Origin of the sequence: Mesorhizobium sp. KACC 23794 (assembly GCF_052180275.1) — a bacterium.
GTDB lineage: Bacteria > Pseudomonadota > Alphaproteobacteria > Rhizobiales > Rhizobiaceae > Kumtagia.
In genome coordinates this window covers 2,938,330-2,962,889 of sequence record NZ_CP197465.1, presented here as the reverse complement: position 1 = coordinate 2,962,889, position 24,560 = coordinate 2,938,330, and the positions used below count along the sequence as shown (strand labels likewise).

Here is a 24,560-nt window from a genome sequence, read left to right as displayed (position 1 = left end):
CCTGTCACACGAATTCGCTTGAGCCAAACAATCAGGGATGGTGAACCTTGCTTTGGCTGCGGTAACCATACGCCATTCAGAGAACCGACAAGATTCATCGCGCCTGCGCTACCCGCTCCAGCCACTTGTCCTCGTCAATCACCTCGATGCCGAGTTCCGTCGCTTGCTTGAGCTTCGATCCCGCGCCAGGTCCGGCCACGACGAGATCCGTCTTGGCCGAGACCGAGCCGGCAACCTTGGCGCCAAGCCTCTCCGCCATCGCCTTTGCCTCCGACCGTGACATCTTCTCCAGCGACCCGGTGAAGACGACGGTCTTGCCGGCCACCGGGCTGCCGGCCGAGACGTTGACCACGTAGGGTTTTGGGCGGACCTGATCGAGCAGCTTGTCCAGCACGTCGTCGTTGCGCTCGTTGCCGAAGAAATCGATGAGCGCGCCGATCACCGTGTCGCCGATGCCGTTGACGGAGGGAAACACAGTATGCGGGTCTTCCGCAGCGGCAGTCTCCTTGCCGACGCGGATGAATTCCTCCACCGTCGAAAAGGTCTTCGCCAGCAGCGCCGCCGTGGTGTCGCCAATATGGCGAATGCCAAGCGCGAAGATAAAGCGGTCGAGTTCCGGCTCCCGCCGTGCATCGATCGCGGCGAACAGCTTGTCGAGGCTCTCGTAAGTGCGCTCCTCGGCCGACAGCACCTTCTTGCGCGTTGTGCCCTTGGCGGCCTCGCGCTCACGGGCCTGCGCCTCGCGCCGCTCGAACAGCGCCTGCTGTACTTCCGCGCGGCGGTCCTTCAGCACAAAGATGTCGGCGGCGGTCTTGATCAGCCCGGCACTGAAGAAGAGGTCGATATTCTCCGCGCCCAGCCCCTCGATATCCATCGCACCGCGCGACACGAAGTGACGCAACCTCTCCATCGCCTGTGCCGGACAGATCAATTCGCCTGTGCAGCGCCGACGCGAATCCTCCTTGCCGGTCTTCTCGTTGACCTCGCGCGTGGCGGGCGAGCCGCAGACCGGGCAGGTGTGCCGGAACTCGTAAGGTACGGCATCGGCGGGACGCTTTTCCAGCACGACCCTAACGATCTGCGGAATGACGTCCCCTGCCCGCTGGATTACGACGGTGTCGCCGATGCGGATATCGATCGGTTCGTCGCCGCGGATGGGCAATCCGTTGCTGTCGATCCCGGCGATGTAATCCTCATTGTGGAGCGTGACGTTGACGACGGTGACGCCGCCGACGGTCACCGGGTCGAGCCGCCCCACCGGCGCCAGCGTGCCCGTGCGGCCCACCTGAATGTCGATCTGGCGGAGCACGGTGGTCGCCTGCTCGGCCGGGAATTTATGCGCGATCGCCCAGCGCGGCTCGCCGCTGATGAAGCCCCAGCGGCGCTGCAACTCGAGCTGGTCGACCTTATAGACGACACCGTCGATGTCATAACCAAGCGACGAGCGCTGCGCCTCGATCAGTCTGTAGTGCGCGATCAGTTCCTCGACCGATTTGGCGCGCACCATCAGCGGGCTGATCTGAAAACCCCAATCGGCAAATTTCTGCACCGACTCGAACTGCGTCGGCGCAGGGTCCTCGGTCGTGTAGCCCCATGCATAGGCGAAGAATTTCAGGTTGCGGCTGGCTGTTACCGACGCATCCTTCTGGCGGAGCGACCCCGCCGCCGTGTTGCGCGGGTTGACGTAGTCCTGCCCGCCGGCCGCCGCCGAGCGCTCCTTCAACGCCTCGAACTCCGCATAGGTCATATAGACCTCGCCGCGAATCTCGATCGTCTCCGGCCAGCCCGAGCCTTTCAGCCTGTGCGGTATGTCGGCAATGCTCTTCAAATTGGCGGTGATGTCCTCGCCGACAGTGCCGTCGCCGCGCGTCGCGCCCTGGACGAACACCCCCTTCTCATAGCGTAGCGAGGCCGACAGCCCATCGATCTTCGGCTCGGCTGTGAACGCGATGTCGAAATCCTTGTCGCGTTCGAAGAAGCGTTTCGCGCGCTCCAGAAAATCGACCACGTCCTCGTCGGTATAAGCCTTGGCGAGGCTGAGCATCGGCACGGCGTGCCGCACCTTGGCAAACCCCTCCGCCGGCGGAGCGCCGACCGTACCGGTCGGGCTATCCTCCCGGATCAGATCGGGAAATCGTTCTTCGATCGCCGCGTTCCGCCGCCTCAGCGCATCATAGTCCGCGTCCGAAATGGTCGGCGCGTCTTCCTGGTGATAGCGCCGGTCGTGTTCCGCAATCTCACCAGCCAGTCTGGCGAGTTCGCCAGCGGCCTGCTCTTGGGTGAGTTCTTCGACGGGAATTTGAGGGGCGGCCATGGGGACATTCTTCTTTTTCGGGACGCAAACGCCAAAAACTCTTCGGCAAAATCCCGATAAAAGTAAACCGCTGCCAATGCTTCAACTGACAGGCGACGTCGCGCCCAGCAGCCTCGCGGCCGCCGCCCGTGCCTCCTCGGTGATCGTCTCGCCGGCGAGCATGCGCGCGATCTCCTCCTGCCGCGACGGCCGGTCGATCTCGGCGACGGTGGTCGACACCCGTTCCGTCCCCGATTTGGAGATGAGGAAATGCGTCTCGGCGCGCGCCGCGACCTGCGGCGCATGGGTGACGGTCAGCACCTGCACACGCTTAGCCAACCGCGCCAGCCGCTGGCCGATCGCATCGGCCACTGCGCCGCCGACACCCGAATCGATCTCGTCGAACACCAGCGTCGGCGCCGAGCCCCGGTCGGCCAGCGCAACCTTCAGCGCCAGCAGGAACCGCGAAAGCTCGCCACCCGAGGCCACCTTCATCATCGGCCCCGGCCGCGTGCCGGGGTTGGTCCGCACCCAGTACTCGACCTGGTCGATGCCCTCCTCCGCGCGGTTGTCAGCCTCCGACGTCAGTTCGACGATGAACGCCGCCCGTTCCAGCCTGAGCGCCGGCAGTTCGGCCATGACGGCCGCTTCCAGGCCGGCGGCCGCCGACTTGCGCAGGTCGGAAAGATGTGCCGCATCCTTGTCGTAGGCGGCGCGCGCCATGCTCGCCATCCCGTCCAGCCCGCGCAGCCGCTCCTCGCCGGCATCGAGGTCGGCGAGATCGGCCACCATGGCGTCGCGCAGTTGCGCCAGATCGTCGACCTGCACATTGTGTTTCCTGGCCATGGCCCGCAGCGCGAACAGCCGCTCCTCGGCCCGCTCCAGTCGCTCGGGGTCATATTCGGTCGCTCGCAGCGCGGCATCCACGCCTGACTGCGCGGCATCGAGCGAAATCAGCGCCTCGTCCAGCGACTTGACCACATCGTCGAGCAGGCCCGGCACATCCTGCGCCTTGCGTTGCAACCTCCTCAGCAGGCTGGCCAGTTGCGGCAGCGGCGAGTTCGCCCCGGACAGCACGTCCTGCGCATCCTTGATCTCGGAAGCGATCTTTTCCACACGCATCATCGACGCGCGCATCTCGGCAAGATCCGTTTCCTCGCCGGGCTGCGGATCGAGCTTGGAAAGCTCGGCCACCGAGGAACGCAAGAAATCCGCCTCGCGCGCCGCCGCGTCGACCCTTGCCTTGTGGCGGGCCAGTTCCTGCTCGGCATCCCGCCAGCGCCGCCAGGCGGCAGCCACCGTCCTCGCCTCGCCGACATGACCGCCGAAGGAGTCGAGCAGGTCGCGATGCGCACCCGGATCGACCAGCGCCCGCTCGTCGTGCTGGCCATGGATTTCCACCAGCGCCCGGCCGATATCGCGCATCAGCGTCACGCTGGACGGCTGGTCGTTGACGAAGACGCGAGTCCGCCCGTCGGCCGTCTGCACGCGCCGCAGGATGATGTCGCCGTCGTCCTCGAAGGCATTGTCGGAAAGGATGCTGCGCGCCGGGTGGTTGCGCGGCACGTCGAACACCGCCGTCACCTGCCCTTGCGCCGCGCCATGGCGGACCAGCGAGGCGTCGCCGCGCGCCCCGAGCGCCAGCGACAGCGCGTCCAGCAGGATCGACTTGCCGGCACCGGTCTCGCCGGTCAGCACGGAGAGGCCGGCCGTAAAATCGATATCCAGCCTCTCGATCAGGACGATATCGCGGATCGAAAGACGCGCCAGCATCACAACCCTTGGAATTCAGGAATCGGCATCGCAACGCAGACTGTCACGACCTGCGAGCCGCCAATACCATGATTTCGGGATTTTAGGCGACCCGCGCAACACAGCCAGGCAATATGCACGATGAAACCCTGCGGCCGGCGGCGCAGGTCCAGCCGCAGCAAGAATCAGGCACCGCCGGTGATCAGCGTGCCCGCCTTCGATATCCACGAACCCTGATTCTCGCGCGGCTCAAGCCCGCCCGATTGCAGCAGCTTGTAGGAATCCTTGTACCACTGGCTGTCGGGATAGTTCTGCCCGAGCACCGCCGCCGCCGTCTGCGCTTCGGACGTCAGGCCCATGGCCATATACGCCTCGGTCAGGCGGGCCAGCGCCTCCTCGATATGGCGCGTGTTGGAATAATTCTCGACGACGTAGCGGAAGCGCTTGATCGAGGCAATGTATTCGCGCCGCTCGAGATAGTAGCGGCCGGTCTGCATTTCCTTGCCGGCGAGTTGGTCGCGGGCAAAGCGAATCTTCGTGCGCGCGTCGTCGACGTATTCCGATTCGGGCCAGCGCTGCACCAGCTCTTCCATCGCCTCGATGGTGCGCCGCGCTTCCTTCTGGTCCTGCGTCACGTCGCGGATCTGGCGGAAATAGGATAGCCCGATGATATACTGCGCATAGGCCGCGTCGGGAGTGTTCGGGTAGAGCGAAACGTAACGCTTGGCCGAATTGATCGCTTCTTCGTACTTGCCCTGGCGGTAATTGGCGAATGCGCCCATCACCATCGATTTGCGGGCATATTCCGAGTACGGGTGCTGGCGGTCGATCGCGTCGAACTTGCGGCTGGCCTCGGTGAGCCGGCCGGCATTCATATTGGCAAGCGCCTGATTGTAGAGCACATCCGCCGGCTCCGTCTGTTCCACATAGGTGGAGAGATCGATGTCGTCATCCGACTGGCAGGCCGAGAGGGTCAGGGGAATGCCGATCATCGCGACGGCCAGCAAGGCCCGTCGAATCCCCCGATTGTCTAGTGCACCGTGAAACGACATATTTTTGATTCTGCCCCTCGTGGCGTCGACGCAAGCGAAGGCGAGCAGCCATAAACCAGAACGGCTCGCCACGGCAACGCTATCAGGCCGCAATGGCGCTTTTTTGTGGCCGTGCCCGTAAACCGGGCTCCCCATCGACGCTCAAGGCGACGAAAGTGGGAACAAATGCCGCCCCGGTCAGAGAACCCAAGGAGCGTAGACCGGCGCGTTGACGGCGGTCATTTCCGCGCCGCGTCCCCGCGAACGGCGATTCGTCTCGACGATCTCGAACGCCGTCGGATCGGACAACAGGTGCCGGAGCGCCGCGGCGTTCAGCCGGTGCCCGCCGCGGAACGACTTGAAGCAGCCGATGAAGCGCGCACCGGCAAGCGCGAGGTCGCCCATCGCATCCAGCGTCTTGTGGCGCACGAACTCGTCAGCGTAGCGCAACCCTTCCATATTGATCACATGGTTGTCGTCGCCGATCACGATCGAATTCTCGAGCGACGAGCCGAGCGCATACCCTGCAGCCCACAGCCGCTCGACGTCGCGCATGAAGCCGAAAGTGCGGGCACGGGCGAGATCGCGGCGGAAGGAAACCGGGTCAACATCGGCGGCAAACGCCTGGCGCCCGATCGCAGGACTGTCGAAATCGATCTCTACCTCGAAGCGCGTACCGCGATACGGCCGAAACTCCGCCCACGAAGCACCGCTCTCGATACGCACCGGCTTGACGACGCGGATGTAGCGGCGCTTGACGTCCAGCGTCTCGATGCCGGCCTGGTCGATGGCCTCGACGAACATCCCGGCGCTGCCGTCCATGACGGGCACTTCGTTGCCGTCGATCTCGATGAGCACATTGTCGATGCCAAGCCCGAGCAAGGCAGCCATCACATGCTCGACCGTCGCGACATGGAATCCGGCGGGCTCGCCGAGCACGGTGCAAAGGGCAGTCGCGCCGACTTCCGAGACCAGCGCCGGCAACTGGCGGCCCGCGCCATGCTCGCCACTGTACACGAAGACCACACCAGTATCGGGGTCTGCAGGATTGAAACGGATCGTAACAGGCTTGCCGCTATGAACGCCGATGCCGGACAAGGTCGCGCACGATTTCACTGTGGTCTGATAGTCGTGCAAATTTATCCCCATATGCGCTTCATTGCCAAGGCCGCGGCTCCATCCCAACTCCCCGCGGCTCGTCACTGTCTCGACAGAAGCGGCCCGAACAAATGGGTCCAATTGCTGCCATCTTTCAGCCTTGAAGATAGTCGTCCGGCAGAGCCGTCACAAATCACGCTTTCTTACTCTGTGTTACCGCGTAAGGTTGCCCCGCGCATATCCTAACGTATTGGTTTTACTGGAGATAAATAAAATGCGGACAGGCAGTCTCCTGCCTGTCCGCACACACCCGTTAACAACCGTTTACGGTTCAGTTCGCCTGCCGGCGAAGGAACGCCGGAATCTCCAACTGATCGTCCTCATGAGTCGTGCGGGCCTGCGGCGTAACCCGGCCCTGGTCGTCGAGCTGTCCGCGGCGCGGCGCGTAAAGCTGCGGATCCTGGCTGTTCAGACGGCGCGCTTCCGGCGCCGGCTGGCGCAGCCTGGGCTCGCGCGGCTGCGCCGGCTCGAGCTTGGCAGGCTCTTCCTCGCGACGGGTCAGGCCGACCGTCAGGCGCTTAAGCAGGCCCATCGGACCGCGATCTTCCTGGTCGACCGGGCGGGCCTTGGCTTCCGCCTCGGCTTTCACCATCGGCGGAAAATCCTCGACGCGGGGCATACGCGGCTGCACGGCGACGGGCGCCGGCTCGCGCTGCTGCACGGGCGCAGGCTGCGGCGCAACCGGCTGCAGCATCACGGGCTGCACTTCCTCGACATGGAACTGCGGAGCCGCCTGCGGCGCGGCGGCCACCGGACGCTGCTGCATCGGCGCCGGTTCAGGAGCCTGGAACAGCTTGCTCTGCGGCCGAAAATCCTCGGCGGCCTGCTGGCGCGGCGCTACTGCCGCATTCTGCTCGGCCATTCTGATCGCGTCGGCAACCGGATCGGCCGTCCGCACCTCGACGCGCGGTGCCTCCGCGGCAGGACGCGGAGCCGGCTTCGGCGGCTGGCGGATGTTGATCGGCGTCGCCGCGATCTGCTCCGCCGACTTGTCGATGCCGGTGGCGACCACCGAGACGCGGATGACGCCTTCCAGTTCCTCGTCGAACGTGGCACCCAGGATGATGTTGGCGTCCTGGTCGACCTCTTCGCGGATGCGGGTCGCCGCTTCGTCGACCTCGAACAGCGTCAGGTCGCGGCCGCCGGTGATCGAGATCAGCAGGCCCTTGGCGCCGCGCATCGAGGTCTCGTCGAGCAGCGGGTTGGCGATCGCCGCTTCGGCCGCCGCCATCGCCCTGCCCTCGCCGGACGCCTCGCCGGTGCCCATCATCGCCTTGCCCATTTCGCGCATCACCGAACGGACGTCGGCGAAGTCGAGATTGATCAGGCCTTCCTTGACCATCAGGTCGGTGATGCAGGCGACGCCGGAATAGAGCACCTGGTCGGCCATCGCGAAGGCGTCGGCGAAGGTGGTCTTGTCGTTGGCGAGCCGGAACAGGTTCTGGTTCGGGATGACGATGAGCGTATCGACGCTCTTCTGCAGCTCCTCGATGCCCATATCCGCCGTCTTCATGCGGCGCTGGCCCTCGAAGTGGAACGGCTTTGTCACCACGCCGACAGTCAGGATGCCCTTTTCACGGGCCGCGCGGGCAACGACAGGCGCCGCACCCGTACCGGTGCCGCCGCCCATGCCCGCGGTAACGAAGCACATGTGGGTGTTCGACAAGTGATCGATGATCTCGTCGATGCACTCTTCCGCCGCGGCCCGGCCGACTTCCGGCTGCGAGCCGGCGCCGAGCCCCTCGGTGACGTGAGCGCCGAGTTGGATCAGCCGCTCCGACTTCGACATTGTCAACGCTTGCGCGTCGGTGTTCGCCACGACGAAATCGACGCCGCGCAGACCCGCCGTGATCATGTTGTTGACGGCATTGCCGCCGCCGCCGCCAACGCCGAATACGGTGATCCGCGGCTTGAGCTCGGTGATGTCCGGTCTCTGGAGATTGATGGGCATATCCTCGTCCTTTGCCTTCCTGCCGCGTCGCCGTCGCGGCTGATTTATGGGGCTAGCCCCGCCGATATTTAGAAACTGTCTCTCAACCACTGACTCATGCGCTGGAAACGGCCGCCCGTTCCGCTCATACGCAATTTGGAACTCGTACTGACCCTGCCATTCTCGAAGCTTGCGACCTGGGGATAGATCAGCAAGCCGACAGCCGTCGAAAAAGCCGGACCCTTGGCTGCCTCCGGCAAGCTGGAAACGCCCAGCGGCCGGCCGATCCGGACATTCCGGCCCAGAATACGCCGCGCCGCATCGGGCAGCCCGGCAAGCTGGCTCGCGCCGCCGGTCAGCACCACGCGCTTGCCGACGACATTGCCGTAGCCCGATTTGTTCAGGCGGTCGCGCAGCATCTCCAGCGTCTCCTCGACGCGGGCGCGGATGATTCGGGTCATCACCGAGCGCGGCACCTGCAGCGGAACCTCGCTGTCGTCGCCGCCGATCGGCTGCACCGAAAGCACGTCGCGATCATCTGCGCTGCCTGGCATGGCCGATCCGTGCATGACCTTCAGCCGCTCGGCATCGTCGAAGCGCGTCGACAGACCCTTGGCGAGATCGAGCGTGACATGCATGCCGCCGACCGCGATCGCGTCGCCATGCACGAACTTGCCGTCGGCGAAAACCGAGATCGTCGTCGTGCCGCCGCCCATGTCGATGCAGGCCGCGCCCATTTCCAGTTCGTCGTCGACCAGCGCCGCGAGGCCGCTGGCGTAAGGTGTTGCCACCAGCCTCTCGACCGAAAGGTGCGAGCGGTTGATGCAGAGTTCCAGGTTGCGCTGCGGAGCGGCATCGCCGGTCAGCACATGCATGTCGACGCCCAGCGTGTCGCCCACCATGCCGCGCGGATCGCGCACGCCGCGCTCCGCATCCAGCGAGAAGGCGACCGGCAGGGCATGCACGACCTGGCGCTCGGCCTTCAGCGATTGTTTCGCGCCGGCCGCCAGCACGCGCTTGATGTCGCCCTCGTCGACCTCATGGCCGCCGAGATTGATGGTCGCCGAATAGGTATGACTCCGAAGCCGGCCGGAAGTCAGGTTGACCAGCAGCGAGTCGACCGTCAGCCCCGCCATGCGCTCGGCCGCATCGACGGCCAGCCGGATCGCCTGCTCGGCGCGATCGAGATCGATCACCACGCCGGACTTCACCCCATGCGACTTCTGGTGGCCGATGCCGATCACCTTGGCCTTGTGGGTGCGGCCGCGAAGCTGCTGGCTCGGCTCGCAAGGCTTGAGCTGCGCCACCACGCAGCAGATCTTGGTCGAACCCACGTCGAGGACCGTGACGATGCCGGCCTTGCGCTGGGTGACGTCCTTCTGACCGCCAAGCCAGTTCATGTACGCTTCTCCGACTTGGACTTCTTCGGCTTGCCGCTGCTGTCCAGCGCAGCCTGACGCGCTTCGGCCGCTTCCGGCGTCAGCTGCAGCACCATGCGGTCGGAGAACCGCATGTCGATCGCCGTCACCTGCCGATTGAACAGACCCTTCTCGCGATCCATGCGAAGCAGTTGCGCGATCGCCTTGTCCATGCCCGCCTCAGGCAACTTGACCGTGATGCCGTTGGCGAGCCTCAGGTTCCAGCGCCGGTCGGCGACGAGGATATACCCCTTCACCCGAGCCGCGAGATCGGGATATTTCGCCATTTCCTCGACGAAACCGGCCGCCTGCTCTGCAGCACCTGCCCCAACGACAAGCGGGAGGTCGGCATGCCGCCCGCCGGTGTAAGGCACGATCACATTACCCTTGCGCCCGATGATCGAAAGCTGGTTGTCGTGCTGCCAGATCGCGAAGGGCTCGCGCTCGGTGATCCTGATCTCCAGCGTCTCGGGATAGACTTTCCGCACCGAGGCGACCTCGATCCACGGCAGCGAAGCGACACGCTCGCGGGCGGCGTCGACATCGAAGCCGATCAGCGAGGTCCAGCCCGTCAGGTCGAGCTTCTCGAGGATGTCGATCTCGGAGGTCTCGCGATGCCCGACGACACGCACCTGGTCGACGGCAAAGCCGGTACGCGCCGTGACCGCCTGCGCCAGTTCGGGCATCCGGCCGCCTACATAGGTCCCGTAGAGACCAGTCGCCGCGAAAAGCAATGCGGAAGCCATCGTCGCCGCATAGCGCGGCGGCACGAAATCGCCAGTCCCGAGACGCGCAAACAACCGCGCCGGACGCCTCGCCCAGCGCGGCAGCAGGAACCGGTCGCCCAGCCGAGCGCCGCCGGACGCCTGCGCGCCGGCACCCAGCCTGCCATGCTCCGCCTTCAACGCGAACACGATGCGTCCTCCACCATCCAACTCAGCAACTCTCCGAAGGAATGCCCCGCCTCGGCGGCAATCTCCGGAACAAGCGATGTCGGCGTCATGCCCGGTTGCGTATTGATTTCGAGCCACACGACCTCGCCATTTTCGGAATGGCGGTCGTCGTAGCGGAAGTCAGATCGGGAGACGCCCCGACAGCCGATTGCTTGATGAGCCTTGAGGGACAGTGTCTGTATCTTTTGGTAAATATTTAGTGAAATTTTAGCGGGGCAGACGTGTTTTGAACCGCCCGGCACGTATTTCGAGTCGTAATCGTAGAAGGAATGACCGGTCGGCACGATCTCGCAGACGCCGAGGGCCACATCGCCCATGACGGCGCAGGTCAGTTCGCGTCCATGCACGTAGCGCTCGACCATCACCCGGTCGCCATATTTCCAATCCGAGGAGGCCACGACCTGCGGCGGGAAGGACTGACCCTCCTTGACGATCACCACGCCGAAGCTCGACCCTTCATTGACAGGCTTCACCACATAGGGCGGCTTCATCGGATGCTGGCCCTGGATGGAATGCCGATCCATGACACGGGACTCCGCAACCGGAATCAGGGAAGCCCTGGCGATCTTCTTTGCCAGCTCCTTGTCCATTGCCAGCGCCGAGGCCAGCACGCCGGAATGCGTATAGGGAATGCCGAGATATTCGAGGATGCCCTGAATCGTACCGTCCTCGCCATACGGTCCATGCAGCGCATTGAACGCCACGTCCGGCTTGAGCTCGGAAAGTACCGCGCCGACATCGCGCCCCACATCGACGCGGGTGACCAGGTAGCCGGCAGCCTCCAGCGCGTCGGCGCAGGCGCTTCCGGAAGACAACGACACGGGCCGCTCCGAGGAAAACCCTCCATAGAGAACAGCTACGTGCTTTTTCGCCATGCTTCGTCGTCCCCTCGCAGGCCGCATTCCACCGTTGTTTCCCAGGCAGAGTCCGAGTCCTCCGGTGACCACCCCTCACCAGCGACGCGCCGCACGACTCAAATCAGGAAACGCTTTCAAGCCAAAGAATCAGAGCATGATTCCCGTGGCAAGCTTTGATTTTCAGGAAAGAGAATTTCGTGCCCTGCAGCCGTCATTCATGTGTCCGTTATGGCATTTTGGACTCACCGTTCCGGCGCCGGGAGGCTGGAAAGGCAGTACATCGGATCGGGAAGAAACCAGCCGTAGTAGTTGCGGCCGAGCGCATGGGCCTGAGGATGGCGCCCGAATTGTTCTACCCCGGCGCCCGTCGGTGATATCGCCCTTCAGACGGCATAGCGCACGTCAGAAGCTGCCGGCCACCGAGCCGAGCACGATGACCGCGACGAGGGCCAGCAGGGCGCCAACGATGGCGACCATGACGATGTCGAGATAACTCTGCCGCGGGGTCACGCCGCAGACCGCCAGCAGCGTGACCACAGCGCCGCTGTGCGGCAGGCTGTCGAGCGTTCCCGCGCTCATCACCGCCACGCGGTGCAGCAGGGCCGGGTCGATGCCGAGTTCGGTCGCGCGCTGGAGAAACGTCGCGCCGAGGGAATCGAGGGCGATGGTGAGGCCGCCGGAGGCCGAGCCCGTCAGGGCGGCGAGAATGTTTGTGGCTATGGCCAGCGAGACAAGCGGGCCGCCCTCGATCGACAGCACCCAGTCCCGAACCAGCGCGAAGGCCGGCAGCGCCGCCACTACGGCGCCGAAGCCGACCAGGCTTGCCACGCTGAAGATCGGCAGCACCGAGGCATTGGCGCCGGCATCCATGGTCTCGCGCAGCTTGGGCAGGCGCCTCCGGTTGATCAGGATGGTCGCGAGAATGGCGACGACAAGCGCCACCGCCACCGACCAGACGCCGCTTACGGCGGCAAAGCTGACGCCGCCCCACCGCTCCTCGGCGAGGAAACCGAAATCGAGCCGCGGCAGGATGACGAAAGACATCAGCAGGTTGACGACGATCACCAGCGCCAGCGGCAACGAGGCGAGGAGGATGGACGGCCGGTCGGCGCTCAGGTGCCCGCGTTCGATCTCCGCCGGATCGAACTCGCGCGCAGTCGTCGCCCGCTCGCGCAGCACAGGATCGGCAACCACTTCGTGCATATCCAGCATCATGTCGCCGAACCCTTCGCCTGCGCCGCGCGCGGCCTTCTCGGCACGGGCAAGCCACCACAGGCCGAAGCCGAGCATGATGGCCGAGGCGATGATGCCCAGCCCCGGCGCGGCGAAGGGCGTCGTGCCGAAGAACGGCATGGGGATGGCGTTCTGGATCGCCGGCGTGCCGGGCAGCGCCATCATGGTGAAGGTGAAGGTGCCGAGCGCGATGGCCGGCGGCATCAGCCGGCGCGGAATGTCGGCGGCGCGAAACAGCGCCTCAGCCATCGGCGCCAGCACGAACAGCGCGACGAACAGGCTCACACCGCCATAGGTGACGATCGCGCCGGCCAGCACCACCGCGAGAATGGCGCGCTGGGCGCCGAGCTTCTCGGTCATGAACTCGGCGATAGCGGTCACCGAGCCGCTGTCCTCCATCAGCTTGCCGAACAGCGCACCGAGCAGGAACAGCGGAAAGAACTGGCCGACGAAGCTCGCGGCGCTGCCCATGAAGGTCTGTGTCCAACTGGCGAGCAGCGGCTCCCCGGACAGCAGGGCGGCAATGGCAGCCGAGACCGGCGCCAGCAGCAGCACGCTCCATCCGCGATAGGCGAACCAGATCAGCAGGCCGAGGGCAAGCAGGATGCCGAGGAGACCCATGGCTCACACCCCTTCGAGCAGGATGTCGAGATCGACCGAGGAGCGCTTGCCGATGTTGTGGCCGTCCGCCTTCAGGAAGGTGTCGGCCGCCTTGCGCCCCTCGTCCCGCAGCATGCTGAGGAATTCCCACTCGGCATTCAGCTTCGAGGAATAGCCGAGCGTGCCCAAGACGGCGTTGCGCACGAGGTGGATGCGCATCTTCGCCCATTGCGCGCCCTCGCTGTTGCCAGGGTCTGCAACCTGCCGCAGCAGGGCGATCATGCGCAGTTCCTTGAGCAGCACCGAGTTGAACGACACCTCGTTGAGGCGGTTCAGGATCTCGGCGGCCGTGCGCGGCGTGCCGGGGCGCTCGACGGGGTTGATCGGCACAAGAATGGTGTCGTCCGAATCGAGTTCGCGCACCAGCGGCGTCATGGTCGGGTTGCCGGCATAGCCGCCGTCCCAATAGCTCTCGCCGTCGATCTCCACCGCCTGGAACAGGGTCGGCAGGCAGGCGGAGGCCAGCAGCACGTCCGGCGTGATTTCCGCGTTGCGAAACACCCTGCCGCGGCCGGTGCGCACATTGGTGGCGGTGACGAAAACCTTGACCGGCGAAGTCTTGAGACGGTCGAAGTCGATCGCTTTCTCTAGCACGGCGCGTAGCGGATTGATGCCGCCCGGATTGAGGTCGTAAGGCGAATAGAGGCGGGACATAAGGTCCATGGCAATGAACATGGGCGAAGTGTCGAGCGTCCAACGTCCGAGCAGCACGTCGATCGGGCTACGCTGGAACGGGCTGAAGCGCGCCGCGTCCGCCACATGCCGCCAATAGGCATCGAGCGCGGCGCGCGCACCTTCGGCCCCGCCGGAGGCGTAGCCGTCGGCCATTACCGCCGCGTTCATCGCACCGGCCGAGGTGCCGGACACACCGTCAATGCGCAGCCAATCTTCTTCCAGCAGGCGATCGATTACGCCCCAGGTGAAGGCGCCGTGCGATCCGCCGCCCTGCAATGCAAGATCGATGAGCACAGGCTCGCGCCGTGCGTCCTCGTTCGATTCAGGGCTCCGGGAGGGCTCCCGATCGGTTCCCGATGGCTGGCCGGCACTGGTCGCGGGCGTTCGGCGTGGCATGAAGCAGCGTCTCCATCAGGACGACGGCACCGTATCGTCACCCATGCTGCACCGCAACATGCAAGAAAGAAGCCATCGCACTTTCCAACCGCCCTGGCGTGATGCTGAAGAAAAGCAGTCTCTACAGCAACTGCCCCAGGAACTCGTGCACCTTGCGTCCCGGCGCGAACTGGCCGAGCCGCTTGATCTCCCATTCAAGCCGGATGCCGGAGTGCTCCAACACACGCGCCCGCACGGTCTCGCCTAGATATTCGAGGTCGTAGCCCGTAGCGGTGCCGGTGTTGATCATGAAGTTGCAATGCATGGGCGACATCTGCGCGCCGCCGATCATCAGGCCGCGGCATCCGGCGGCGTCGATCTCCTTCCAGGCCGACGTGCCGGGCGGATTCTTGAAGGTCGAGCCGCCCGTCTTCTCGCGGATCGGCTGCACGGTCTCGCGATGATGCTGCACCGCATCCATCGCCGCCTTGATGGCAGCGCGATCCTCCGGAAAACCCTCGAACACCGCCGAGGTGAAAATGAGTTCCTTCGACACAGAAGAGTGGCGGTAGGAGTAGCCCATGTCGGCGTTGGACAGGACGTGCAGATTGCCCTGCCGGTCGAGCGCGCGCACCTCGACCACGCGCTCGCGCGTCTCGAAGCCATTGGCGCCCGCATTCATCCGCAACGCTCCGCCGATCGCGCCCGGAATGCCGTGGTAGAAGTGGAAGCCGCCGATACCCGCCTCCAGTGCCACGGCGGCCAGCCGCTTGTCCGGCATGGCCGCGCCCGCCCTTATGCGGGTATCGCCGATGACCTCGGCCTCGCCGAAACCCTTGGCGGAAAGGCGAATGACAAAGCCGCGAAGACCGCCGTCCCGCACCAGCAGGTTCGAGCCGATGCCGACCACCGCGAGCCGGACATCTTCCGGAACAGCCCTCAGGAACGCGGCGAGGTCTTCCTCGTCGGCCGGCTGGAACAGGGCGTCGGCCGTGCCGCCGGCGCGGAACCAGGTGATCTTCTCCATCTCGGCGTCGGGCGTGATGCGGCCGCGCAAGCCGGCAAGCCGGTCGCCAAGCTGACTGAGAAGGGCCTCGCCGCGCTTCATGCGGCCTCGCCGCCCAGTTCCTTCGGCAGGGCATAGGCCCATTGCGTGATGTTGCCGGCGCCCAGGAAGATGACGTAGTCGCCATCCTTCGCGAGATCGCGCACCGCCGGCGCGATCGCCGCCGGGCCGTCGATGTAGCGCGCGTCGCGGTGCCCGCCTGAGCGGATGCGTTGCGCCAGCGTCTGCGAATTCACGCCCTCGATGGGATCCTCGCCAGCCGGATAGACCGGCGCCACTAAAATCGTGTCGGCGTCGTTGAAACAGGCCGAGAATTCGTCGAACAGGTCTCGCAGGCGCGTAAAGCGGTGCGGTTGGGCAATGGCGATCACCCTGCCGTCGGTCGCGTCACGCGCCGCCTTCAGCACCGCCTTGATCTCCACAGGGTGGTGCCCGTAGTCGTCGAAGATGCGCACGCCGTTCCACGACCCCGTCGGCGTGAACCTCCGCTTGACCCCGCCAAAGCCCGACAGCCCCTTGCGGATCGCCGCGCCGGAAATCCCGAGCTCGTGCGCGACGGCCACCGCCGCCGTGGCGTTGGAGACATTGTGACGGCCGGGCATCGGCAACGTGAGGTCGTCGATTCGGGTTTCCGCGCCGGTCTTGCGGTTGCGGATGATCACGTCGAATTTCGACGCGCCGTTCTCCATCCGATGGCGCGTGAAGCGCACGTCGGCCTGCGCGTTCTCGCCATAGGTGATGACGCGGCGGTCCTCGATGCGGCTGACCAGCGCCTGCACCTCCGGATGGTCCGTGCACATCACGCCAAACCCGTAGAACGGGACGTTCTCCACATATTGCCGGAAAGCCTCGCGCACCTTGTCGAAGCTGCCATAGTGGTCGAGATGCTCCGGGTCGATATTGGTGACCACGGCGATATCGGCCGGCAGCTTCAAAAAAGTGCCGTCGCTCTCGTCGGCCTCCACCACCATCCAGTCGCCGGCGCCCATGCGCGCGTTGGTGCCGTAGGCGTTGATGATGCCGCCATTGATGACGGTCGGGTCGAGCCCGCCGGCGTCGAGCAGCGCGGCGACCATCGAGGTCGTCGTGGTCTTGCCATGCGTGCCGCCGATGGCGACGGCCTGGCGGAAACGCATCAGCTCGGCCAGCATCTCGGCGCGCCGCACGATCGGCAGCAACTTTTCACGCGCCGCAACCAGTTCGGGATTATTCTTCTTGATCGCCGTCGACACCACGACGACCTCGGCGTCGCCGAGATTTTCAGCACGATGCCCGACAAAACACTCGATGCCCTTCTCGCGCAGCCGCTGCACATTGGCGCCGTCGGCCTGATCGGAGCCCTGCACGCGGTAGCCGAGATTGCGCAGCACTTCGGCAATGCCGCTCATGCCGATGCCGCCGATGCCGATGAAATGCACCAGCCCTATGGTCTGCGGCATCTTCATGCGCGAGCGTCCTCCTTGAATTCGTCCAAACTTCTTCTCTCGGCAATAGCCTCTGTGAGGTCGGCGAGCAACCGCGCCGCATTTGGCTTGCCGGCCGACCTGGCCGCTGCCGCCATGCCCACCAGAGCGCTCGGAGCGTCCATCAGCCCGCCGAACAGATCAGCGATGCGGTCCGGCGACAGCGTCGACTGCGGGTGCACCTGCGCGCCGCCGGCAGCGGCGAGCGCAGCGGCGTTCGCCGCCTGGTCGTGGTCGAGCGCATGCGGATAAGGCACGAACAGCGCCGGCCGGCCGATCACTGCGATCTCCGACACGGTCGAAGCGCCCGACCGCGACATCACCAGATGCGACGCGGCGATGCGGCCGGCCATATCGGTGAAGAAAGGTGAAATTTCGGCAGGAACTCCCAGTTCCGCATAGGCTTTCCCAACCTTCTCGGCGTCTTCGGCGCGTGCCTGCTGCGTCACCTTCAGGCGCTTGCGCTGCTCGGCCGAAAGCTTGCCGACCGCGGCCGGAATGGCGTCGGAAAAGAATTGTGCGCCCTGGCTGCCGCCGAACACCAGCAGCCGGAACGGCTCGCCCGGCCCCGGTGCCTGGTACGCTGTCTTCGCCGCTTCCAGCACCGCCGGCCGCACCGGATTGCCGGTCTCGACGATCTTCGCCGCGACACCGCTTGCCCCCGGCTTGAGGAAGCCGCCCGCAATCGCATTGACGCGCACCGCCAGCGCCTTGTTGGCGCGGCCCATGACGGCATTCTGTTCGTGGATCAGCGTCGGCACCTTGCGCCGCGTCGCTGCGTAGAGCGGCGGCAGCGTCGGATAGCCGCCGAAGCCAACGACGGCCGCCGGCTTGATCTGGCGTATCAGGTCCGAGGACTGACGCACGCCACGCCAGATCGTCCAGAACGCGGCAGCCAGCTTTATGGGATTGCGCGACCCGAAGGTCGCGGATGCGATCGGATGGGTCGCCGCGGCCGGGAAATTGCCGGCATAGCGCTCTGCCCGGTCGTCGGTCGCCAGATGCATGGTCCACCCGCGCCCGGTGAGTTCGTGCGCTAGCGCCTCCGCCGGAAACAGATGGCCGCCCGTGCCGCCTGCCGCGAGAAGAATGGTTCCCTTCGCCATGCCGCTCCGCCGTTATTCGGCCGGAAGGGCATGGCGCGCCAGCATCGCCGCGCCGGGCTGCATCAGCCGCGTCGGCTTCTTGCGCGTCAGCGCCAGCACCATGCCCATGGAGATCGCAATGGCGATCAGCGAGGAGCCGCCATAGGAGATGAAAGGCAGCGTCATGCCTTTCGCCGGCATCATCTGCAAATTGACGCCCATGTTGATGATTGACTGGAAGCCGAACACGCACACCAGCCCCGCCACCGCGTAACGCGTAAAATCGTCATGCTCCTTCAGCGCCGTGTTCAGGCCCCGGAGCACGACGAAGGCGAATAGAAGCATGATCAGGAAACACATGATCAGGCCATATTCCTCGCCGGCGACGGCGAAGACGAAGTCGGCATGGCTGTCCGGGATCATCTTCTTGTACAGGCCCTCGCCCGGCCCGACACCCAGCCATCGGCCGTTGATCAAGGCGTCGAGCGCCATGTCCACCTGATACTTGTCGCCCTCGCCGGTCAGGAAGCGATCGATGCGGCCGGCGAAATGGTCGAAGGTAGCGTAGGCGCCAAAGGCTCCCACCACCGCCAGCGAGCCGATCGCGATGATCCAGAACCACGGCATGCCAGCCATGAAGAACATCACGCCCCAGGTGCTGATGGTCAGGATCGTCTGGCCGAGGTCAGGCTGCAGCACCAGCAGCGAGATGACGACGCAAAGCAGCATCATGGCCAGCACATTGCCCGGGATCGCCGGGTTGCGCGCCTTCTCGGCGAACAGCCAGGCGCAGACGATGACGAAGGCGGGCTTCAGGAACTCGGACGGCTGCACCGAGATGCCGGCGAACGACACCCAGCGATGCGCGCCCTTCACCTCGACGCCGACGAACAGCACTGCCACCATCAGCAGCAGGAACACGCCGAGCATGACGATCGCCAGCCGCCGCACCTGTCGCGGCGTCAGGAAGGAAACCGCCAGCATCGCCCCCAGCGCCGGGATCATGTAGATGATCTGCCGCGTCGCGAAGTGGAAACTGTCGAGGCCGATGCGCTCGGCGACCGCCGGGCTGGCCGCGAACGACAGCACCACGCCCAGCCCCATCAGCGACAGGAACGCGGCGAGGAACCAGCGGTCGATGGTCCGCCACCAGACGGCGACCGGGCTGCGATCCAGGCGGCTGGTCTGCATCAGCGTGTCCCTCCGATGGGCGTGACGTTCTCTATGGCCTCGACGGCGGCGCGGAAGGCATCGCCGCGCACCTCGAAATTGCGGAACTGGTCGAAGCTGGCGCAGGCCGGCGACAGCAGCACCACGGCCTCGCCCGATCCGTCTGCCTCCGCGTCCTTGGCCGCGTGTTCCACGGCGGCCGCCAACGTTCCCGATATCTCGTAGGGTACGGCCTCTCCGAGCGTGGCGGAGAATGCCGGCGCGGCCTCACCGATCAGGTACGCCTTGGCGACGCGCGGAAAATACGAACGCAGCGGCTCGATGCCGCCTTCCTTGGCCAGCCCCCCGGCGATCCAGTAGATGCGCGGGAAGCTGGACAGCGCCGGCGCGGATGCATCCGCATTGGTCGCCTTGGAATCGTTGACGAACAGCACCTTGCCCTTGCGCCCGACCTGCTCCATCCGATGCGCGAGTCCCGGAAAGCTCTCGAGCCCCGACTGGATCTCGCCGAGGTCGAGACCGACCTTCAGACAGCCGGCGACCGCCGCCAGCGCGTTCTGCGCATTGTGCTGGCCACGCAGCGAGCCGATGCCTTCGAGGAAGGCGATGCGCTCATAGCGGCCATCGCTCGCCTCCATCAGGTTCGTGCCGTCGGCGAAAAACCCGTCGGTCAGCGGCAGCCGCTTGGAGATGCGCACGACATGTTTGCCTACCTTCTCCAGCCGGTCGGCGATCTGCGCGCAATAGATGTCGTCGACGCCGATGATCGCAGTCTCGCTGCCGGAAACCAGCCGCTCCTTGATCGAGGCGTAGTGCTGCATCGTGCCGTGGCGGTCGAGATGGTCGGGCGTCAGATTGAGCAGCACGCCCGCCGTCGGATTGATCGAGGGCGCCAGATCGATCTGATAGGACGAGCATTCGACCACATAGAAGCGGTCGTCCTCGACTTCGTCAAGCGTCATCACCGCGCGGCCGATATTGCCGCCCATCTGCGTATCGCGTCCCGCCGCCTTCAGGATATGGGCCGTCAGCGCCGTGGTGGTCGACTTACCGTTGGTGCCGGTGATGGCGATGAACGGCGCGGCCGGCGCCCTTGCGATGCGCTCGCGTGTAAAAAGCTCGACGTCGCCGATGATCTCGACCCCCGCGCCGCGCGCCAGTTCCACGGTCCAGTGCGGCTTGGGATGCGTCAGCGGCACGCCGGGCGACAGCACGAAGCTGGAGAACCCCGCCCACTCCGCCGCGCGCAGGTCGCCGGTCGGAATGGACTGCTCGGAAGCCTTTGCCACGCTGTCGGGATTGTCGTCCCAGGCCAGCACATCCGCTCCGCCGTCGATCAGCGCGCGCGCCGTCGCGATCCCCGAGCCGCCAAGCCCGAAGAGCGCAACTTTCTTTCCGGAGAAGGAGCGCGCGGCGATCATCGGGTCACCGAAGTTTCAGGCTGGAAAGCCCGACCAGAGCCAGGATGACGGCGATGATCCAGAAGCGGATCACCACCTGGCTCTCCGTCCAGCCGAGCTTTTCAAAATGATGATGGATCGGCGCCATAAGGAACACGCGCTTTCCGGTCATCTTGAAGAAGCCGACCTGGATGATCACCGACAGCGCTTCCATGACGAACAGGCCCCCGATAATCGCCAGCACGATCTCATGCTTGGTGGCAACCGCGATGGTGCCGATCAGGCCGCCCAGCGCCAGCGAACCGGTGTCGCCCATGAAGATCGCCGCCGGCGGCGCGTTGAACCACAGGAAGCCGAGGCCGGCGCCGATCACGGCGCCGAGGATGACAGCGAGTTCGCCCGTGCCCGGTACGAAATGGATCTGCAGATAGTCGGCGAACACGGCATTGCCCGACAGATAGGCGATCACACCGAAAGACGCGGCGGCGATCATGATCGGCACGATCGCCAGTCCGTCCAGTCCATCGGTGAGGTTCACCGCATTGCCGGCGCCGACGATGACGATGCAGCCCATCGGGATGAAGAACCACCCGAGATTGAGCAGGAAATCCTTGATGAACGGAAAAGTCAGCGACGAGGAGAACGGCGCCTGGCCGTTATGCATGATCACCCAGGCTGCGATGCCCGCGATGACGAATTCGATCGCCAGCCGGGCCTTGCCCGAAAAGCCGAGATGCGACTGTTTCGTCACCTTGAGATAGTCGTCATAGAAGCCGATCGCGCCGAAACCGAGCGTCACCAGCAGCACCACCCAGACATAGACGCTGGTGATGTTGGCCCACAGCAGTGTCGAGCCTACGATGCCGGAGATGATCATCAGCCCGCCCATCGTCGGCGTGCCGGCCTTCTTGAAATGCGTCTGCGGTCCATCGGCGCGGATCGGCTGCCCCTTGCCCTGCCGGACCCGCAGCGAATCGATGATCGGCTGGCCGAACATAAACACCAGCACCGCGGCAGTGATCAGCGCACCGCCCGTCCGGAAGGTGATGTACCGGAAGATGTTGAAAAACTTTATGTGGTCGTCGAAATTCGCAAGAAGCGTAAGCATTATCCCCTATCCCCCGGAACCGCGGTCAGGTTGGTTTCTGGCCGCCGGCATGCGCCGGGAACCGGTTGAGGAGTGCATCGACCAGTTTGGAGAAGCCGATGCCCTTTGAGGACTTGACCATCACCACGTCGCCCGGGCCGATCGCGTCCAGCAGGATCGGCTTCAGGTCGTCGACGCTGGCGCGATATTCTTTGCGCATGTCGCCGGGCAGCGTATCCGCCAGGTTCTTCATATGCGGCCCGGCCATCAGCACGATGTCGGTGTTCGTCTCCGACAGCACCTGCGCCAGCCCGGCGTGCAGCTTTGCCGAATGGCTGCCGAGTTCCAGCATGTCGCCGAGCACCGCGATGCGCCGCCCCTCCGCGGCGACCGGCGTCGCGTCGAGCAGTTCGATCGCCGCCTTCATCGACACCGGATTGGCGTTGTAGCTCTCGTCGATCAGCGTGAAGACGCCGCTTTCCGTATCGAGGCGATGCTGCCGCCCGCGCCCGTTTTCCGCCACCAGGTCGGCAAGTGCTGCCACGACCTTGTCCATGTCGGCGCCGACCAGCCGCGCCGTACCAAGTACCGCAAGTGCGTTCTGCACGATATGGCGCCCCGGCGCGCCAACCCGCACGTCGATCGTCGTTCCGCCGATCTTCACCGATATCGCCGAATGGTCGGCGTGGAGTTCGCATTTCGTCAGCCGAAACTGCGAGCGTCCGTTCTCGCCGAATCCGACGACGTTCTGCACGCCGGCCTGGCGCGCCAGTCTGTCGAGAAGCTTCCACCGGCTGTCGTCGCGGTTGAGCAGTGCATAGCCGTTCGGCTCGACGCCTTCGAATATCTCGGCCTTGGCCTGCGCGATCTCGTCGAGGTTGTTGAAGAAACCGAGATGCGCAGGCGCGATCAGGGTGATGATCGCCACATGTGGCCGCACCATCTTTACCAGCGGCCTGATTTCGTTGGGGTGGTTCATGCCGATCTCGAACACCGCGTAGTCGCAGTCGGCCGGCATGCGCGCCAGCGTCAGCGGCACGCCCCAATGGTTGTTGAACGACTTGTCGGAGGCGTGCACCTTGCCAACCGCCGAGAGAACGTGGCGCAGCGCTTCCTTGGTCGTCGTCTTGCCGACCGATCCTGTCACCGCGACGATCTTCGCATTGCTGCGCGCGCGCGCCGCGATGCCGAGTTTCTCCAGCGCAACCAGGACATCCGGAACCACGACCATCGGCGCCGTCAGCCGCCCGAGTGCCGGCAGCTTGCCTTCCGACACGACCAGCAGCGCGGCACCCGCCTTGACGGCGGCGGTCGCGAAATCGTGGCCGTCCATCACCTCGCCCTTGATAGCGAAGAACGCATCGCCCGGCTTCAGCGACCGGCTGTCGATCGAGATACCACTGATACCGGCCGGCATGTTGCCCACCGGGCGGCCGTCCATCGCCCTGATCAACTCATCGGCGGTCCAAAGCAGGCTCATGCGGCGCGCTCCCGGAGGGCTTTTCGCACCTCCTCGTGGTCGGAGAAGGGGAAAGTCTCGTTGCCGATCGTCTGCCCCTCTTCATGCCCCTTGCCCGCCACGATCAGCGTGTCGCCGGCCTTCAGCATCTCGACAGCCGAATGGATCGCCTCGCGGCGGTCGCCGATCTCGATCGCGCCGGGCGCCGCGGCCATGATCGCCGCGCGGATTGTCGCCGGCACTTCGGAGCGCGGATTGTCGTCGGTGACAATCGAAACGTCGGCCAGCCGCGTCGCGATCTCGCCCATGATCGGCCGTTTTCCCCGATCGCGGTCGCCGCCGCAACCGAACACCACGATCACCCGGCCGGTGGTGAACGGCCGCACCGAGGACAGCACGTTCTCCAGCGCGTCGGGCTTGTGCGCATAGTCGACATAGACCGGCGCGCCATTAGCGTGCGTGCCGACGAGATCGAGACGACCCGGCGCGCCCTTCAGCTTCTCCAGCGCCGCGAGAGCCCTGTCAGCAGGCGTGCCCGTGGAGATCGCCAGCCCGGCGGAGACCAGCGCGTTGTAAATCTGGAAATCGCCGGCAAGCGGCAGGTCGATCTCGAAAATCTCGCCGCCATGCTCGATCTCGGCGCGCTGCCGGTAACGCTCGTGCTCGACACGCTTCAGCGCCAGGAAGTCGCCATGTCTACCGACGGTCAGCACATTCATCCCGGCGGCGCGTGCCGCCGCGATCGCCGGTGCGGAATAGGGATCGTCGGCGAAGATGACCGCAGGAGCGCCCTTCGGCAACAGCGTATCGAACAGCCGGAGTTTTGCGTTGAGATAATCCTCGACCGTCGGGTGGTAATCCATGTGATCGCGGCCGAGATTGGTAAAGGCGCCGGCCTTGAGCCGCACCCCGTCCAGCCGCCGCTGGTCGAGCCCGTGGCTGGAAGCCTCCATGGCTGCGTGGGTGACGCCCACCTCCGCCAGTTCCGCCAGCAGCCGGTGCAGCGCCACGGGGTCGGGCGTCGTCAGCGAGCCATAGTCGTTGCGGCCTGGCGCGACCACGCCGGTCGTGCCGATGCTGGCGGCCGCATATCCAGCCTGCTCCCAGATCTGCCGCGTGAACGAGGCGACCGAGGTCTTGCCGCTGGTGCCCGTCACCGCCACCATGGTCTCGGGCTGGCGGGCGTAGAGCCGCGCCGCGATCTTCGCCAGCGCAAGGCGCGGATCGTCGACGGAGATCACCGGCACCAGCAAAGAACCGACGGATGCTCCCTTGGCCGCAACCACCGCCACCGCGCCGCGCGCCTCGGCATCGGCTGCGTAGGCGGAGCCGTCGACCTTGGAGCCGGCCACCGCGACGAAGATCACGCCCGGCCGCACCGCGCGCGAATCCGAAGTCACGCCGGTCACATCCAGATCGACCGGCAGACCTTGCGCGGCCGGCACGATGGCAGAGAGGTCGGCGAGTTTCATCGAGGCGTTTTCGATTCTGTGTC

At 65.3% G+C, this 24,560-nt stretch carries 18 protein-coding genes; all 18 read right to left on the bottom strand.

The features are described from left to right. Positions 1–94: 94 nt before the first annotated feature. A complete protein-coding gene (ligA, locus tag ACSBOB_RS14470; protein WP_442583083.1) occupies positions 95–2,314 on the bottom strand; it encodes an NAD-dependent DNA ligase LigA in 2,220 nt (739 codons plus the stop codon). Positions 2,315–2,395: 81 nt separating this feature from the next. Further along, positions 2,396–4,066, bottom strand: coding sequence for a DNA repair protein RecN (gene recN / locus ACSBOB_RS14465; protein ID WP_442583082.1), 1,671 nt, complete (start codon positions 4,064–4,066; stop codon positions 2,396–2,398). Positions 4,067–4,230: 164 nt separating this feature from the next. Beyond that, a complete protein-coding gene (locus ACSBOB_RS14460) occupies positions 4,231–5,037 on the bottom strand; it encodes an outer membrane protein assembly factor BamD (protein WP_442583733.1) in 807 nt (268 codons plus the stop codon). Positions 5,038–5,274: 237 nt separating this feature from the next. Next, on the bottom strand, positions 5,275–6,225 hold the full coding sequence (gene lpxC, locus ACSBOB_RS14455; RefSeq protein WP_442583081.1) for a UDP-3-O-acyl-N-acetylglucosamine deacetylase: 951 nt from the start codon (positions 6,223–6,225) through the stop codon (positions 5,275–5,277). Positions 6,226–6,505: 280 nt separating this feature from the next. After that, positions 6,506–8,185, bottom strand: a complete 1,680-nt coding sequence (gene ftsZ, locus ACSBOB_RS14450) for a cell division protein FtsZ (RefSeq protein ID WP_442583080.1) — start codon at positions 8,183–8,185, stop codon at positions 6,506–6,508. 68 nt (positions 8,186–8,253) lie between these two features. Continuing rightward, positions 8,254–9,564 (bottom strand): cell division protein FtsA, encoded by a 1,311-nt coding sequence (gene ftsA, locus ACSBOB_RS14445; protein WP_442583079.1) that lies wholly within the window; start codon positions 9,562–9,564, stop codon positions 8,254–8,256. Beyond that, positions 9,561–10,496, bottom strand: a complete 936-nt coding sequence (locus ACSBOB_RS14440; protein WP_442583078.1) for a cell division protein FtsQ/DivIB — start codon at positions 10,494–10,496, stop codon at positions 9,561–9,563. The genes ftsA and ACSBOB_RS14440 overlap by 4 nt, the downstream gene beginning before the upstream one ends. Next, positions 10,484–11,410, bottom strand: coding sequence for a D-alanine--D-alanine ligase (locus tag ACSBOB_RS14435; RefSeq protein WP_442583077.1), 927 nt, complete (start codon positions 11,408–11,410; stop codon positions 10,484–10,486). Before ACSBOB_RS14435 ends, ACSBOB_RS14440 begins: the two co-directional genes overlap by 13 nt. 384 nt (positions 11,411–11,794) lie before the next feature. Then, the gene (locus tag ACSBOB_RS14430; RefSeq protein WP_442583076.1) at positions 11,795–13,246 is read right to left on the bottom strand and encodes a GntP family permease; all 1,452 of its coding nucleotides are present in this window, start codon (positions 13,244–13,246) and stop codon (positions 11,795–11,797) included. A 3-nt stretch (positions 13,247–13,249) separates the two neighbouring features. Next, a complete protein-coding gene (locus ACSBOB_RS14425) occupies positions 13,250–14,356 on the bottom strand; it encodes a patatin-like phospholipase family protein (RefSeq protein WP_442583075.1) in 1,107 nt (368 codons plus the stop codon). A gap of 121 nt (positions 14,357–14,477) precedes the next feature. Continuing rightward, complete coding sequence (murB, locus tag ACSBOB_RS14420; protein ID WP_442583074.1) at positions 14,478–15,443, bottom strand: UDP-N-acetylmuramate dehydrogenase; 966 nt, start codon at positions 15,441–15,443, stop codon at positions 14,478–14,480. Further along, positions 15,440–16,846, bottom strand: a complete 1,407-nt coding sequence (gene murC, locus ACSBOB_RS14415; RefSeq protein WP_442583073.1) for a UDP-N-acetylmuramate--L-alanine ligase — start codon at positions 16,844–16,846, stop codon at positions 15,440–15,442. The genes murB and murC overlap by 4 nt, the downstream gene beginning before the upstream one ends. Next, positions 16,843–17,970: an undecaprenyldiphospho-muramoylpentapeptide beta-N-acetylglucosaminyltransferase gene (gene murG, locus ACSBOB_RS14410; protein WP_442583072.1), complete on the bottom strand. Its 1,128-nt coding sequence runs from the start codon at positions 17,968–17,970 to the stop codon at positions 16,843–16,845. The genes murC and murG overlap by 4 nt, the downstream gene beginning before the upstream one ends. A 12-nt stretch (positions 17,971–17,982) precedes the next feature. Next, the gene (ftsW, locus tag ACSBOB_RS14405) at positions 17,983–19,140 is read right to left on the bottom strand and encodes a putative lipid II flippase FtsW (protein ID WP_442583071.1); all 1,158 of its coding nucleotides are present in this window, start codon (positions 19,138–19,140) and stop codon (positions 17,983–17,985) included. Beyond that, positions 19,140–20,540 carry a UDP-N-acetylmuramoyl-L-alanine--D-glutamate ligase gene (gene murD, locus ACSBOB_RS14400; RefSeq protein WP_442583070.1) on the bottom strand — a complete coding sequence of 467 codons (1,401 nt, stop codon included), beginning with the start codon at positions 20,538–20,540 and terminating at the stop codon, positions 19,140–19,142. The genes ftsW and murD overlap by 1 nt, the downstream gene beginning before the upstream one ends. Before the next feature lie 4 nt (positions 20,541–20,544). Beyond that, complete coding sequence (gene mraY, locus ACSBOB_RS14395) at positions 20,545–21,627, bottom strand: phospho-N-acetylmuramoyl-pentapeptide-transferase (protein WP_442583069.1); 1,083 nt, start codon at positions 21,625–21,627, stop codon at positions 20,545–20,547. A gap of 25 nt (positions 21,628–21,652) precedes the next feature. Then, a complete protein-coding gene (locus ACSBOB_RS14390; protein ID WP_442583068.1) occupies positions 21,653–23,086 on the bottom strand; it encodes a UDP-N-acetylmuramoylalanyl-D-glutamyl-2,6-diaminopimelate--D-alanyl-D-alanine ligase in 1,434 nt (477 codons plus the stop codon). Next, positions 23,083–24,537: a UDP-N-acetylmuramoyl-L-alanyl-D-glutamate--2,6-diaminopimelate ligase gene (locus tag ACSBOB_RS14385; protein ID WP_442583067.1), complete on the bottom strand. Its 1,455-nt coding sequence runs from the start codon at positions 24,535–24,537 to the stop codon at positions 23,083–23,085. The genes ACSBOB_RS14390 and ACSBOB_RS14385 overlap by 4 nt, the downstream gene beginning before the upstream one ends. Positions 24,538–24,560: the final 23 nt, after the last annotated feature.

Coding starts and splice junctions, on each gene's coding strand:
- ACSBOB_RS14390 (WP_442583068.1), bottom strand. CDS start 23,086: ATGAGCCTGCTTTGGACCGCCGATGAGTTGATCAGGGCGATGGACGGC.
- ligA (WP_442583083.1), bottom strand. CDS start 2,314: ATGGCCGCCCCTCAAATTCCCGTCGAAGAACTCACCCAAGAGCAGGCC.
- mraY (WP_442583069.1), bottom strand. CDS start 21,627: ATGCTTACGCTTCTTGCGAATTTCGACGACCACATAAAGTTTTTCAAC.
- murG (WP_442583072.1), bottom strand. CDS start 17,970: ATGGCGAAGGGAACCATTCTTCTCGCGGCAGGCGGCACGGGCGGCCAT.
- murB (WP_442583074.1), bottom strand. CDS start 15,443: ATGAAGCGCGGCGAGGCCCTTCTCAGTCAGCTTGGCGACCGGCTTGCC.
- ftsZ (WP_442583080.1), bottom strand. CDS start 8,185: ATGCCCATCAATCTCCAGAGACCGGACATCACCGAGCTCAAGCCGCGG.
- ACSBOB_RS14435 (WP_442583077.1), bottom strand. CDS start 11,410: ATGGCGAAAAAGCACGTAGCTGTTCTCTATGGAGGGTTTTCCTCGGAG.
- ACSBOB_RS14425 (WP_442583075.1), bottom strand. CDS start 14,356: ATGCCACGCCGAACGCCCGCGACCAGTGCCGGCCAGCCATCGGGAACC.
- ACSBOB_RS14385 (WP_442583067.1), bottom strand. CDS start 24,537: ATGAAACTCGCCGACCTCTCTGCCATCGTGCCGGCCGCGCAAGGTCTG.
- ACSBOB_RS14430 (WP_442583076.1), bottom strand. CDS start 13,246: ATGGGTCTCCTCGGCATCCTGCTTGCCCTCGGCCTGCTGATCTGGTTC.
- ftsA (WP_442583079.1), bottom strand. CDS start 9,564: ATGAACTGGCTTGGCGGTCAGAAGGACGTCACCCAGCGCAAGGCCGGC.
- ftsW (WP_442583071.1), bottom strand. CDS start 19,140: ATGCAGACCAGCCGCCTGGATCGCAGCCCGGTCGCCGTCTGGTGGCGG.
- lpxC (WP_442583081.1), bottom strand. CDS start 6,225: ATGGGGATAAATTTGCACGACTATCAGACCACAGTGAAATCGTGCGCG.
- murC (WP_442583073.1), bottom strand. CDS start 16,846: ATGAAGATGCCGCAGACCATAGGGCTGGTGCATTTCATCGGCATCGGC.
- ACSBOB_RS14460 (WP_442583733.1), bottom strand. CDS start 5,037: ATGATCGGCATTCCCCTGACCCTCTCGGCCTGCCAGTCGGATGACGAC.
- recN (WP_442583082.1), bottom strand. CDS start 4,066: ATGCTGGCGCGTCTTTCGATCCGCGATATCGTCCTGATCGAGAGGCTG.
- murD (WP_442583070.1), bottom strand. CDS start 20,540: ATGATCGCCGCGCGCTCCTTCTCCGGAAAGAAAGTTGCGCTCTTCGGG.